We start from the raw sequence: 13212 nt of genomic DNA, 5'->3' as shown, positions 1-13212 counted from the left end.
GATCAGGAGAAAAACAGCCGCGCAATGCCGCGGAAGGTCTTCTCGTTCCAGTACTTCAGCGGCAAGCCGGAGAGCAGCTCCCGGGCCAGTACCTTGTCCCGGTTCGAGCACTTGAGGAACATCGAATTGCGGAAGCGCATGATCACCTGCTCGTAATCGGGGTGATCGCTGAACTGGCTGTACGTCTTGAATACGTTGTCCACCATGAAACGGGCGTTCTTGTACGTATTGGTGGGATGCTTGCGGTACTGGGCGAGGACCTCGCCAAGAATGTCGATGACGTAGCCAGCCTTGGTCACCGCCAGTTCGATATAGACATCTTCCAGGCGTATGTCCGGATCGAAACCGCCGACCTTCTCCAGGGCTTCCCGCCGGAACATCAAGGTGGGCGCCATCGGGCCCGGCTTGCGGTCCAGGAACAGGTCATCGAAGTCGAGACGGCGGAAAGGCAGGTCGCGTTTGCGCTGCTCCTTTCCCGGCATGACCCGGCCATTGGAGTCGATGATCTCGATATTGCCCGCGCAGATACCTACCTCGGGCTTGTCCCACATGTGTGCCACCTGTTTCTCCAGGCGTTGCGGCAACATGATGTCGTCCGAACCGAAAGGCACGATGAGATTTCCCCGGGCCCTGGCGATCGCCTCGTTGAGCGTTCTCGACAGTCCCTGGTTCTGCTGGACCCTGAGGTCGAAGCCGTACTTCGCCTGGAGCCCGCGCAAAAGCTCGACGCTGCCATCGCTGGAACCATCGTCCACCACCAGCAGTTCCACGTTGCGGTATGTCTGCGCAGCCACGCTGGCAATGCTCGCTTCTATGTACTTTTCGTGGTTATAGGAAGCGATGATCACGGAAACCAATGGCTGCGAACCATCATCGACGAGCGCCATAACTACAACCTTACCTGTCCTTCACGTCCCCATTCAAAGCGCCAGACATGCATGAGCGATCCTGCGATCTTCATCGGTCCTACACCTCCCCCCAGCCCGGAAAAACAAGCTGAACAATAGCAAACACGCCTGAAGCCCCAGCTCTTTTCGGCTGCTACTCTCAGGTAAAAATACGTCGCCAGGTCTTCTCCAGCCATCCGGGACGCTCCGGCTCGCGCAACGCGGGCCGCATGGCCTCGACGATACTCTGACCGACAGCGGCGAAGCTGAATCGTTCGATGGCCAGCGCCTGGCCGCTTCGCGCGATCCGCTCGGCGAGAGCCGTATCGAGGCGCAGGATCGCGAGCTTTTCCTGGATGTCCGCCACCGAGCGATACAGCACGATATTCTCCATGTCCCGGAAACCCAAGGCCTCGTTTTCCCGCTCGCCCTGGTCGTAGGCCAGCAGTACGCAACCGCAGGCCATCGCCTCGAAATTCTTGATCATGTATTCGCCCATGCCGACATCCGCGCTGACGAAGAAACGGATGCGGTTGAGCGTGCGCAGGTACTCCTCGCCGGACTTGGTCTTGGTCACCAGCAGGTTCTCCACTCCGCCCAACTCGTCGAGCAGCGCCTTGCGTCCACTGTAGGCCACGCTGCCGGTACTGCCGACGAAGCCCAGCTCGATATCGCGCGCCAGGCCCAGGTCATGCAACAGGGTCTGGTCGTAGCCCTTGGGCACGAATACCGCGTCGAATCCCTCCTGGCGCAGGCGTTCGCTGACCGTATGGCCCGAACTGATCACCCGTGCCCAGGGCAGGCGCCGGTAATGGGCGCTGAACTTGCCGGTGTACTTGCAGGGAATGTAGTTCTGGTAGGCATCGTGCTCGAGGATCACCAGGTTGGGCACGCTGCGGATGAAGCGGACCTGGCGCATTTCCTTCTTGAAACGGAGGAAGAACAGGATGCGGTCGTAGCGCGAGACATCCACGTGCTTGCGGAAGTAGCCGCGCAGGTCGGCCTGCTCCTCGCTGCTCAGCCAGCGGGTATCGCACTCGCAATGGGCGGCGATGCCGTCGTACAGGCGATCCAGGATCGCGCGCTGCTCTTTCTGGACCAGAAACAGAACTTTCATCAGACCTTCATCCTCGCGGCTTCTCCGAAGCAGCATGGCGGCTCGAACCTTGCCGAACGCTCGACCCAAGCATCACGCCTCCCCATCCAGCGACTCCACCCAGAACAACTCGTGCCGACGCACCGCCTTGCGCATGAACTCGTCCTCGCCGTATGCCGGCCAGCGACGCCCGGCGAGCCAGCCCTGCAGACGGCGGCGCAGACGGCGCTTGAACGGCGGCCTGGGTTGCAGGTCGTGCATCATGCCCAAGGCCATGGCCTTGTCCACCTGGCGCGTGCGCTCCAGCGCCAGCGTCCATGGCAGCAGCGGCGAGCATTCTTCGGTCAGCGGTGGCAGGCTGACCCCCATGTGCGCATCGCCCATCGGCCAGCGATCGTTGTCGTGCAGGTGATTGGCATAGTGCAACAATGCCTGCGGCTGCCAGTCCAGGCCCTGGAGCGCCTCGCGCACAGCCTCCTGGGCGCGGACATGGTCCGGGTGCGGATCGAAATGCGGATGAGGCAGGACGATGACCTCGGGACGTGCCAGCAGGATCAGCTCGCGGAGATCGGCCAGCAGATTGTTCCAGGTCGACAGGCCGTCGGCATCGCTGGCCAGGCGCAGGCGGTTGAACTGGCGGAACGGACGGATATCGGCGAGATCGGCCTCACGGGACGGCACCACCTCGCCCGGGTTCGCCTCCATGGCAGGCAATTGCAGGCAGAAATAACCCAGTTGCACGCAGCGCTCGGCCGGCACCCCACCCCACGTCGGCACGGCCTGGCTATCCCAGGCGCGCAGGCGGCCCTTCAGGCGCGCCGCAGCTATTCCGTCGAGGCCCATGCGGCGGTAATGCTCGGTTTCGATCTCGCCGGCGGTCAGGGTCACGATCCAGGCCTCGCGAGCCTGGCTGTAGAGGCCGAAGGCGGCCAGCTCGGCGTCGTCGGCATGCGGAGCGATGACCATCACCCGCCGATCACGGTAGTCGGGATGGCGCGCACGCCACAGGGTCGGTTCGCCGACCAGCCGGCAATGCCGGCCGCGCAGGCGAATCCGGCCCTCGCCCAGCGGCCCGGCCAGTCCCGTCAGGTTCAGGTAGCGCAAGCCGTTCACCCCACGTTCGAAAGCCTGGGCATCGGCCTCCGCGCCACCTTCCAGCAGCACCGAGGGTTCGAGTAAGCGCCCCAGCCAGCCAGCGCGCACGCCGATGCCAAGCACCAGCGTATCGCCTTCGCGCAGCTCACCGTCGACTCGCAGACGGCCATCCGCCAGGCGTACCGGCAGCGACTCGACCCCTTCCGCGAAACGGTAGCGGTAGTCCTCGCCCGGCGAATAGAACAGGTGATCGGCGAACCAGGCTTCGTGGGCGACCCACAGGGCCACGAGGAGGATCGGCAACAACCAGGGGCTGACCAGCAGACCGACGGCCAGCAATGCCAGCAGCGCAACCAGTAGGCCGATCCGCTTGTTGCGTCGATGACGCTTGAGCAACTGCTGCTTGCGTGCGCTCATGCTTCAGACCTGGAAGACCGGAGAAGGATGGCACCAGCGATCCTTGTATTCGCGGTCGGCGCGACCGAACGAATAGCGCAGGGGTTTGCCCAGCGCTCGCGCATCCTCCCAGGCGGCCTGGGTGTTCAGGTAACTGAGCACGCTGCCAGGGCTGAACTCGCGGGTCTGCGGATCGACGCCGCCGTTGATGTACTCGACGCTGAGCCAGCCCGGCGCTTCGGCGCGATACAGTACCTGGACCGCGATGGGCTGGTCGTTGAGCAGCAGGACCGAGCCGCGCAGCAATTCGCGCAGCCGCTCGAAGACCTCGGCCATGCGCTCCGCGCCGGTGGCAGGGAAACCCCAGCGACGCTGGAACAGTTCAAGATAGATGGCAGCGAACTCGGCCGGGGCGAAGCTGTCTGCCTGGCGCACCTGGCCACCGGCCTCCTCCACCAGGCGCACTTCGCGCCGCTGGTTATAGCGGAACTTCTTGGAGAAATCCTCGGGAGCACGAGCGAAAGCCAGTTGCTCGGTCTGAGGGCGCAGCGTGACGATGTTCCGCTCATGCAGCGCCGACAGGTAGCGTCCCGCATGGCGGAGGGCGATGCGGGCATCGCCGGCCACCGGCAGGATCAGTTCGGCGTTGCCCAGGTCGTACAGGCCCTTCTTGCCGCGCCGCTTGAGCACGTCCTTGGACAACGCCAGGTGGCGGCCCCAGGTCGGGATCGCCGCAACCAGTTCGCCAGCGCTCTCCCAACCCAGGTAACGCACCGGGATTCCAGCCATTTCGGCGAGCTGCTCGACCACCAGCGGGTGGGTCGCGACGCTGCCGCCGAAACGCTGCCAGGCCTGGGCGTAGGTCGGCGCGTCCACTTCGCGCCAACCGCGTTCGCGGAAGGCGCGCAACCTGTTCAGCATGCAGACTCCGAAGCGAAGCCGGCAATCGTCGGCAGGCGCCAGAATTCGCGGCGCACCGCAGCGTCGGAGAAGCGTGTCTCCAGGCGCTCGAGCATGAGCCGCGCACAGGCCTCGCGCTGGCGGCGGTCAAGCGCCGCCAGGTGGGTCAGACCCTCGGCCAGGGCCGTCTCGTCGCCCAGCGGGAAGAGGATGCCGACCCCCTCCACCACTTCGCGGGCGCCGCCACAGGCGGTGGCGATCAGCGGTACGCCGGCGACCATGGCCTCCAGCAGGACCATGCCGAACGGCTCGTGGTCGGAACTCAGGGCGAAGGCGTCGAACGCCTTGAAGTAGCGCCGTGCCTCTTCGACCTGGCCGAGGAACAGCACGCGCTCGCCGATGCCCAGTTCGCAGGCCAGGTCCTTGAGCTGCTCTTCCAGGCGGCCGCTGCCGAGGATCGCCAGCAGGCTGTTCTGTGGCAGGCGCGGCAGCGCGGCGGCGAAGCCGCGCAGCAGGGTAGCCTGGTCCTTGTCCGGATGCAGGCGGCCAACGTTGCCGACCACCCAGGCCTCGTCGGGCAGGCGCAGTTGCCGGCGCGCACTCAGGCGCTCGACCTGCTCGGCCTGCAGCGCAGCGACGTCGATGCGGTTGTAGAGCGTCTCGACCCGCTCCGCCGGCCACTTCGGCAGGCAACGGCGGATATCGTCGCGCACCGCGTCGGACACCGCCAGCAGGCTCAGGCGCTTGCTCATCAGGCCGGCGAAGACCTTGCGCGACAACCGCTGGTAATCGCCGAAGGCGTGGTGCACGCCAACGATCGGCAGACGAGTGGCCAGGCTGGCGATCCAGATCGGCTTGAAGCGGTGCGCGATGCAGAAGCGGAAGTCGCGCGAACGGGCGATCTCGCGCAAGTCGCGGATCGCCTTCAGCTTGAGGCCACGGATGTCCCTGGAGCCGTACTCGAGGAACAGTACCTCGTCGGAGGCGCAACGCGCCGCCACCTCAGGATCGGAACGCCCGGTGAGGAACACCGTGGTGACCTTGTACGGGGTTCCGGCGAACAGGCTGGCGTACTGACGGGCACAGTCGAGGAAAGGCCCGTCGTAGCCGTGACAGAACTGCAGGACGCGAGGTTCAGCCGACCGAGTCATACCAGTCCACGCCCTCCTTCACGACCAGGATGTCCTCCATGATCAGGTACTGCAGATCGGAGCCGAAGAACATGTTCAGGGCGTCGGTCGGCGAGCAGATCATCGGTTCGCCACGGCGATTGAGCGAAGTGTTCAGGGCCACGCCGTTGCCGGTGAGGTTCTCCAGTTCCTTCATCAGGTCGTAGTAGCGCGGGTTGTACTCGCGCTTCAGCACCTGGGCGCGGGAGGTACCGTCTTCGTGCACCACTTCCGGCACTCGCTCCTTCCACTCTTCGTTGACTTCGAAGGTGAAGGTCATGAACGGGGCCGGGTGGTCGATCTTGAACATCTGCGGGCCGACGGTATCCAGCATCGACGGGCAGAAGGGCCGCCAGCGCTCGCGGAACTTGATCTGCGCATTGATCCGGTCGGCCACGCCCGGCACGCTCGGGCAGCCGAGAATGGAGCGGCCACCGAGGGCACGCGGACCGAACTCCATGCGTCCCTGGAACCAGGCCACCGGGTTGCCGTCGGCAAGGATCCTGCCGATACGCCGGCTGCGGTTGTCGATCTTCTGCCACTGCGGCCTGGCCTCGTGACGGGCGCAGGCGGCGATGACGTCCTCGTTGGAATACTCCGGGCCGAGGTAGACGTGCTCCATCTTCTCCACCGGCACGCCGCGCTGGTGCGACACGTAGGCCGCCGCGCCGACCGCGGTGCCGGCGTCGCTGGCCGCCGGCTGGACGAACAGCTCCTTCACTTCGGGGCGCGAGATGATCTTCTGGTTGAGCTTGACGTTCAGCGCGCAGCCGCCGGCGAAAGCGACCTTGCCGGTCTCGCGGATGATATCGCCGAGGTAGTAGTCCATCATCTCCAGCGCGAGCTTCTCGAACAACGCCTGGATGCTCGCGGCGTAATGGATGTAGGGATCGTCGGCGATGTCGCCTTCGCGCTTGGGCCCCAGCCACTCGATCAGCTTGGGCGAGAAGTAGTAGCCCTTGCCTTTCTCCTTGTAGCGGCGGAAGCCGATGACGTTGGCATAGTCGGTGTTGATCACCAGTTCGCCGTTCTCGAACTTGGCGAGACGGGAGAAATCGTACTTGCTGGCGTCACCGTAGGGCGCCATGCCCATGACCTTGAACTCGCCGTCGAGCATGTCGAAGCCGAGGTACTCGGTGATCGCGCCGTACAGGCCGCCCAGCGAATCCGGATCGTAGAACTCCTTGATCTTGTGGATCCGACCGTTCTCGCCCCAGCCGAAGAAAGTGGTGGCGTACTCGCCCTTGCCGTCGATGCCGAGGATCGCGGTCTTTTCCTTGAACCCCGAGCAATGGTAGGCGCTGGAGGCGTGGGCAAGGTGGTGCTCGACCGGCTGGATCTTGATTTTCTTCAGGTCGAAGCCGAGTTGTTGCAGGCACCACTCGATGCGCTTGTAGTAACGCTTGTAGCGGCGGTTGCCGAGCAGGATCGCATCCAGCGCGCGATCCGGCGCGTAGGCGTAGCGCTTGGCGTAGTGCCAGCGGGCCTTTTCCATGATGCTGATGGGAGCGAAGGGAATCGCCACCACGTCGACATCGGCCGGCTCGACCCCTGCCTGCTCCAGGCAGAACTTCGCCGATTCGTAGGGCATGCGGTTCTTCGCGTGCTTGTCGCGCACGAAGCGCTCTTCCTCGACGGCCGCGACCAGCTTGCCGTCGATGTACAGGGCGGCGGACGGGTCATGGCTTACGGCGCCAGACAGGCCTAGGACGGTCAATGCCACGGTAGAACCTCTTCAAAGCAGCTCGCGGTTGCGGAGTGGGACCGACAACCGCGGCTTTCGTTTAACTCGTCGACCGCCGCAGGCGGTGGTCGTCGCTTGTCGTTCAAGCCCCGGCGGCGTCGCCGAGGCGGGGAATCCGTTGCTCCAGCAGCCGGTAGAGGCCGCTGTCCTGCGGCCAGTTGCGCAGGAAGCGCGCGCGGTCGCGGGCGTAGGCGCGGGCAAAGGACGCCTGGCTGTGATGCTTGCGCATCGCGTCCAGGTCGATCAGCGCCCATTCGCCGCCTTGTTCATGGGCCTGCCAGAACAGGTTGTGTCCCTTCAGGTCGCCGTGGCTGATGCGTTCGCGGATCAGCGTCGAAAACAGCCGATCCAGTGCCGCCAACTCGGCTTCCGGTGGCGAAACGGCGCCATCGGGCATGTCCAGGCAAGGCTTAAAACGAGCGATTATATCCTGACCGCCGAGATAATCGGTAATCAGGTAGGCGCGCCCGCGCAGCCAGCACCAGCGCCGCTCCAGCATCGCCAGCGGACGGGCGGTGGCGATGCCGAGGAATTCCAGGCGGTTGCCTTCGCGCCAGGAGGCCCAGGCCCGGCTCGGCCGCCAGAAGCGCTTCAGCCAATGGACCCAGCCCTTGATGTTGTAGCGCTTGATGATCAGCGTGCGGCCGTTCGCTTCGACCCGGGCGACGGTGGCCGCGCCGCCGTCCTTGTAGACGTGGCCGGCGGCGATCAGGCGGTCCGCGTCCGCCAGCAGGGGCGCCATCGTCTCGGCCTCGCTGCGGCGGGCGGCGAACAGGCGGAACGGACCGCGCACGACGCTGAACAGGCTACAGTCGCGACCGACCTTCCTCAGCAGGTCGCGCACCCGCCAGCGGCGAACCTTGGCGATTTCCTTCTGCAAGGCTTCCAGCGGCAGCGCATGCTCGCCGTTGGCCAGCAGGTAATGCACCAGCAACTCCTCCAGGAAAGGATCGAGGACCGCCGGCAACTGGGCGAAGAACACCCCGAGGTTTTCCAGCACTTTCTGTCGCGACAGCGGCTGGCCGGGAGTTTCCGCACGCACGCCGCCACCGTCGATGAGATACAGGCGGCCGGCGTGGCGCAACAGGTTGTCCAGGTGCAGGTCGTCCTGCCAGAGGCCCTTTGCATGCAGCTCGCCAATGGCTGCCAGGGCTTCGCCGAGCACCGCTTGCTGGGCATCGCCCAGCGGCGCCTGTGCCTCCACCGCACGCCAGGCGTCACCGAGGCTCTGCGCCGCGTCGAGGTAGTCGAACAGCAGCCAGCCGCCCTCGCCCTCCTGCAGCCCGTCGGCCAGCAGCGCCGGGGTGGTCAGCCCCTGGGCCGCGAGCAGACGCGCCCCTTCCAGTTCGCGCTGGAAATGCCGTGCGGCCTTGCCGCCCACCAGCAGCTTGGCCAGCACCTTGCGCCCACGCCATTCGCCGGCACCGACGTAGCGCTGCCCGGGCAGCACCCGCAGCAGACTGTCCAGGCGCAGTTCGGCAGCGCCAGCGCCATCCGCCAGGGTCACCCGCAATGGCAGTTGCGGGTGGCGCCCGGCGGCTTGCAGTTCGGCCAGTCTCATCGGCGCGACTCCTTGCGCCGGCGGCGCTGGTCGAGAAGGCGATACCACTGCTCGACCTCGGCCGAGTCGAGGGGTTCGTCGACATAGGCGGAGATGAATTCGTGCACGTCCGCTTCGCTCCAGTCCGGGGCACGGCGCAGCATCGGCTCCAGGTCCTTGACCTGGTCGCGGCGGCCGAACCAGATCGGGCGGGTCTTCTCCAGGTCGATCAGGCAGGCCTCGAAGACACCATCGGCCCCCTCGCGGAGGAATACATGCTTGGGATAGAAGCAACCATGCATCTGTCCGGCCGCGTGCAGCTGGCGCGCCAGCCTGCCAACCGCCCGGAGAATCGCCCGGCGCCGCTCTTCGGCCAGGTCGTGCCAGGACGCCAGCCAGGTGTCCAGGTCCTGCCAACCGTCCAGGGCACGGGTCAGGAGGATCGCCTGGCGCTCTCCGCCGACCGCCTGCTGGGCGAAGAACGCCGCCTGCAGGGCGGGAATGCCCAGCGCCCGGTAGCGCTCGATGTTGCGGAACTCGCGGGCGAAGGTCGGCTCGCCCAGCGGATGGCGCAGGCTGCGGGTCAGGTGGTTGCTCTGGCGCTTCAGGTAGTAGGCGGAGTCGCCCAGGTCGAGGCGGTAGACGCTGCTCCAGCCACCCCGTTCGGTATTCGGTTCGTCCACGGCATCCAGCTGCAAGGCCCACAGGGCGTCGAAGCTGTCCAGACGGTTGCGCTGGAGCAGGTCGTGGTCCTGCGCGGCGATGAAAACGCTCATTCGCGCCCCTCGAAGAAAGCCACCACCTGGCGAATACGCTTCTTGTCGGATTCGTTCAGGTGCCGGCGACGGCGATATTGCAGGTAGAAGCGCAGGCGCTGGGTGCGCGACAGGTGGTACTTGGCCACCTTGTCCAGGCAGGCCAGGTCCTTGGTGATCCGGTAGCGCAGCATGAAGCTCCACCAGAACGCGCCGTTCGGGCAGTCGATGAAATACACCAGCGGCTGGGCGTCCACCAGCAGGTTGCGCCACTTCAGGTCGTTATGGGTGAAATGCTGGTCGTGCATCAGGCGCGTAGCCTTGGCGATCTGCCGGCTGACGCCGTCCACCCAGCGCGGGTCCTTCAGGCGCGGATCCCGGTTGCAGGCGAGCACCGACAAGTCCTCGGTGCCCGGCAGTTCGCGGGTGATCATGGCGCCGCGCTGGAAAGCGCCGGCCTTGCGCTCCAGCCCCCAGGCGACCACCTCGGCGGTGGGAATGCCCCACTTCTCGAAGCGCTTGAGGTTCTGCCACTCGGCCTTGATCCGCGGTCGCGCCAGGTAGCGGCGCAGGCCCTTGCCGGCGCTGCGGTAGCGCTTGACGTAGTAACGCACGCCGTCGCGCTCGATGCGGATGACTTCGGACAACGGGTCGCGGGTCAGGCGCTCGCCCTCCAGGGCGAACACGCTATCGAGGCTACCGAAATCGGCGGCCAGGTGACGGTAATCGGGTTCGAGGGTCCACCCCGCCATCAGAGCAGGTCTCCGTAACGCTGCTTGCGTTCGTAGAGTTTTTCCGCCTTGCGTTCCATCCAGGCCAGCAGGCCGGCCTCGTCGCGCAGTATCTCGCGCAACGGCCGGCGGAAATAGGTGCGCAGGAAGCGTAGCTTGTCGCGACGCGTCAGTCCGATGTCCAGCGCAGAGAAATACAATGCCGCCAGATCCTTGTTACGCCAGCGTTTCGGCGTGGCGTCGCGGGTCTGGGCACGGTGCAGGTCGATCACCGAGAGGCGGAAATCGTCCGCGCTCACCGGCTTGTCGGTGTGCAACAGGAAATGACAGATGTAGCAGTCGCGATGGTTGACTCCGGCACGGTGCATGTCGCCGACCATCCGCGCCACCGCCTCGACCAGCGCGCGCTTGAGCCGCGGCGGTGGAGGACGTTCGCGCCAGTCCTGGGAGAACACCTCGAGGTCCACGGTCGGCGCCAGTTCCTCGGTGACGATGAAGGAATGCTGCCGCGCCGGATCGCTGCCGCGCTCGCCGTAGGCGACCGCGGTCATGGTCGCTACGCCGGCCTCGTGCAGGCGCCGGATGGCCTGCCACTCCTGGCGCGCGCCGAGCACCGGGAGCTTGGCGGTGAGCAGGTTCTTGGCGATCTCGCCCCAGCCGATGCCACGGTGGATCTTGACGAAGTAGCCGCGCCCGTCAACCTCGGTGCGCAGGGTGCGGCGCCCCTCCAGTTCGCGGTAGACCTTGCCTTGCAGCGCCTCCACCGCCTCGAACGGGTCGCGCCCGCTCCACAGGCGCTTGAACGGCTCTTCCAGCACCAGCCTCATGAGGCCTCCCCGAGGATCAGGTCGGCGGCGCGCTGCGGCATGCTATAGAGGTCGGCGTGATCGGCGTAGGCCAGGCCATTGCGCGACCAGGCGGCGCGCGCCGGAGCGTCCTCCAGCATTTCCGCGAGCAGGCGGTTGAGACTGTCCTGCTCGAAGGGACTCGGCAGCACCCGCCCGGCGTCGGCCTCGGCGATGTAGTGGGCGTAGCCGCAGACATCGGTCACCAACACCGGCAGGCCGGAGACCAGCGCCTCCAGCAGCACCGTACCGGTGTTCTCGTTGTAGGCCGGGTGGATCAGCAGGTCGGCGCCGAGCAGGAAGCGCGGGATATCGCTGCGACCCTTGAGGATCTGTACCTGGTCGTTGAGACCGAGGGCGGCGATCTGTAGCAGGAACGGCTTGGGATCGTCCTGGCCGATGGCGATCAGCCGGGTACGCCTGCGCAACGCCTTGGGCAGCGCGGCCAGCGCCTTCAGGCTGCGATCCAGGCCCTTGGTCTTGAAGCCGGAACCGATCTGCACCAGCAGCAGGTCGTCCTCCTCCAGGCCGAACTCGCGGCGGAATTCCGCACGCACGTCCGCGGCGTTGGCCGGCGCCCGGCGATCCTGGCTGATCCCCGGCGGCAGCAGATGGAAACGCTCGGCCTGGGTGCCGTAGTGCTTGACGAAGAGCGGCTGCTGCACCTCGGAGATCATCAGGATCTCGGTCTTCGAGGCCGGGTCGAACACTGCCCGTTCGTAGCCGGCGAAGTGGCGGTAGCGGCCCCACTGGCGGTACAGCGGGTTGCGCAAGGTCTGGGCCTTTTCCTCGAAACAGGCGTCGGCGGCGTAGTAGACATCCAGTCCGGGCATCTTGTTGAAGCCGATCACCCGCTGCACCGGGCGCCTGTCCAGGTCGGCGCGGACCCACGCGGTGAACTTCTCGTTGCGCCGGTGGTTGAAGATCGAGCGCACCGGGGCCACCAGCACTTCGAAGCCGTCCGGCACGTCGCCCTCCCAGATCAGCGTATAGACGCGGATGTCGTGCCCGCGCCGCTGGCATTCCAGGGCGATGCGCATGAAGTCACGCTGCAGGCCGCCGAAGGGGAAGTATTTGTAGAGGATGAACGCCAGGGTCATCGGAGGGTCTCCGGGGCCAGCAGCATGGCCTCCAGCTGGGTGGCCACGCGCTGGGGATTCAGCCGGGTGAAGCACAGCGGCTGCTCACGCTTGAGATCGAACAGTTTGCGATCCTCTTCGGTCGGCTGGTAGGTACAGGTCTTCTTCAGGCACGGCGCACAGGGGAAGTCGCTGCCCAGGTGGACCTGGGAGCGCCCGTAGGCGCCGGTGAAGCCAGGATTGGTCGGGCCGAACAGCGACAGCGTCGGCACGTCCAGCGCCGCCGCCAGGTGACCGAGGCCGGTATCCACCGCCACGCAGGCGCGCGCGCCGGCAAGCACCTTGGCCATGCCGGCCAGGGATAATCTGGGGAGTACCGCGGCATTTTCCAACCCCGCCGCCAGGCGCCCGGCCCGCTCCCGCTCGGCGGCGCTGCCCCAGGGCAGGCGCACCGACCAGCCGCGCTCGCACATGCGCTCGGCCAGTTCGCGCCAGTAGGCTTCCGGCCAATGCTTGGTGTCCCAGGTAGTACCGTGCAGGAACACCAGGTACGGCGCGCCAGGCTCGGCGTCGGCCAACTGCTCGCGGTCCAGGCCATAGTCACCGACCGACTCGGGCAACGGGTAGTCCAGCGCCTGGGCGAACAACTGGCGCGTGCGCTCCACCGCATGCTGTCCCCAGGCGACCGGATAGGCACGGCGATAGAAGCGGCTGGCGAGCGGCTCGCGCGCCGAGTCGCGATCGAGACCGGCGACCGGCGTCTTGCCCACGTAGCGGGTCAGCCAGGCACTCTTCAGCAGCCCCTGGGCGTCGATCACCAGGTCATAGTCGACTTCCTTCAGGCGCTGCTTGAAGCGCCGCCATTCGCCGTTGCGCAGGGTCTGCCAGAGGTTCTTGCGCCAGCGCCGGATCGCCACCGGGATCACCCGCGCCACCGCCGGATGCCAGGCGGGAATCTCGGCGAAACCTTCCTCC

At 66.1% G+C, this 13212-nt stretch carries 12 protein-coding genes; all 12 read right to left on the bottom strand.

Annotated features, from left to right (window positions below; genetic code table 11):
• Window positions 1–2: 2 nt before the first annotated feature.
• Window positions 3–887 carry an alpha-1,3-rhamnosyltransferase gene (gene wapR / locus HMPREF2716_RS01890; RefSeq protein ID WP_003116152.1) on the bottom strand — a complete coding sequence of 295 codons (885 nt, stop codon included), beginning with the start codon at window positions 885–887 and terminating at the stop codon, window positions 3–5.
• A 160-nt stretch (window positions 888–1047) separates the two neighbouring features.
• Window positions 1048–2004: a glycosyltransferase family protein gene (locus HMPREF2716_RS01885; RefSeq protein WP_003114548.1), complete on the bottom strand. Its 957-nt coding sequence runs from the start codon at window positions 2002–2004 to the stop codon at window positions 1048–1050.
• A gap of 72 nt (window positions 2005–2076) precedes the next feature.
• A complete protein-coding gene (locus HMPREF2716_RS01880) occupies window positions 2077–3495 on the bottom strand; it encodes a PIG-L deacetylase family protein (protein ID WP_023518158.1) in 1419 nt (472 codons plus the stop codon).
• 3 nt (window positions 3496–3498) lie between these two features.
• Window positions 3499–4395 carry an antimicrobial resistance protein Mig-14 gene (locus HMPREF2716_RS01875; RefSeq protein WP_003114550.1) on the bottom strand — a complete coding sequence of 299 codons (897 nt, stop codon included), beginning with the start codon at window positions 4393–4395 and terminating at the stop codon, window positions 3499–3501.
• Entirely contained in the window at window positions 4389–5525 is a 1137-nt protein-coding gene (locus HMPREF2716_RS01870; protein ID WP_023096227.1) for a glycosyltransferase, read from the bottom strand. The genes HMPREF2716_RS01875 and HMPREF2716_RS01870 overlap by 7 nt, the downstream gene beginning before the upstream one ends.
• Window positions 5509–7266, bottom strand: a complete 1758-nt coding sequence (locus HMPREF2716_RS01865) for a carbamoyltransferase family protein (protein ID WP_023518159.1) — start codon at window positions 7264–7266, stop codon at window positions 5509–5511. Before HMPREF2716_RS01865 ends, HMPREF2716_RS01870 begins: the two co-directional genes overlap by 17 nt.
• Window positions 7267–7369: 103 nt before the next feature.
• On the bottom strand, window positions 7370–8848 hold the full coding sequence (locus HMPREF2716_RS01860; RefSeq protein WP_003135663.1) for a lipopolysaccharide kinase InaA family protein: 1479 nt from the start codon (window positions 8846–8848) through the stop codon (window positions 7370–7372).
• Window positions 8845–9603, bottom strand: a complete 759-nt coding sequence (locus HMPREF2716_RS01855; RefSeq protein ID WP_003095770.1) for a lipopolysaccharide kinase InaA family protein — start codon at window positions 9601–9603, stop codon at window positions 8845–8847. Before HMPREF2716_RS01855 ends, HMPREF2716_RS01860 begins: the two co-directional genes overlap by 4 nt.
• Window positions 9600–10334: a lipopolysaccharide kinase InaA family protein gene (locus tag HMPREF2716_RS01850; RefSeq protein ID WP_003161989.1), complete on the bottom strand. Its 735-nt coding sequence runs from the start codon at window positions 10332–10334 to the stop codon at window positions 9600–9602. Before HMPREF2716_RS01850 ends, HMPREF2716_RS01855 begins: the two co-directional genes overlap by 4 nt.
• Window positions 10334–11140, bottom strand: a complete 807-nt coding sequence (rfaP, locus tag HMPREF2716_RS01845; protein ID WP_003095775.1) for a lipopolysaccharide core heptose(I) kinase RfaP — start codon at window positions 11138–11140, stop codon at window positions 10334–10336. Before rfaP ends, HMPREF2716_RS01850 begins: the two co-directional genes overlap by 1 nt.
• Window positions 11137–12258 carry a glycosyltransferase family 4 protein gene (locus HMPREF2716_RS01840; protein ID WP_003116148.1) on the bottom strand — a complete coding sequence of 374 codons (1122 nt, stop codon included), beginning with the start codon at window positions 12256–12258 and terminating at the stop codon, window positions 11137–11139. The genes rfaP and HMPREF2716_RS01840 overlap by 4 nt, the downstream gene beginning before the upstream one ends.
• On the bottom strand, window positions 12255–13212 hold a 958-nt coding region (gene waaC, locus HMPREF2716_RS01835), incomplete at its 5' end, for a lipopolysaccharide heptosyltransferase I (RefSeq protein ID WP_070621785.1). The genes HMPREF2716_RS01840 and waaC, both read right to left, overlap by 4 nt.

The organism is Pseudomonas sp. HMSC076A11 (assembly GCF_001810205.1).
Lineage (GTDB): Bacteria > Pseudomonadota > Gammaproteobacteria > Pseudomonadales > Pseudomonadaceae > Pseudomonas > Pseudomonas aeruginosa.
This window is presented reverse-complemented; position numbering and strand designations above follow the sequence as displayed.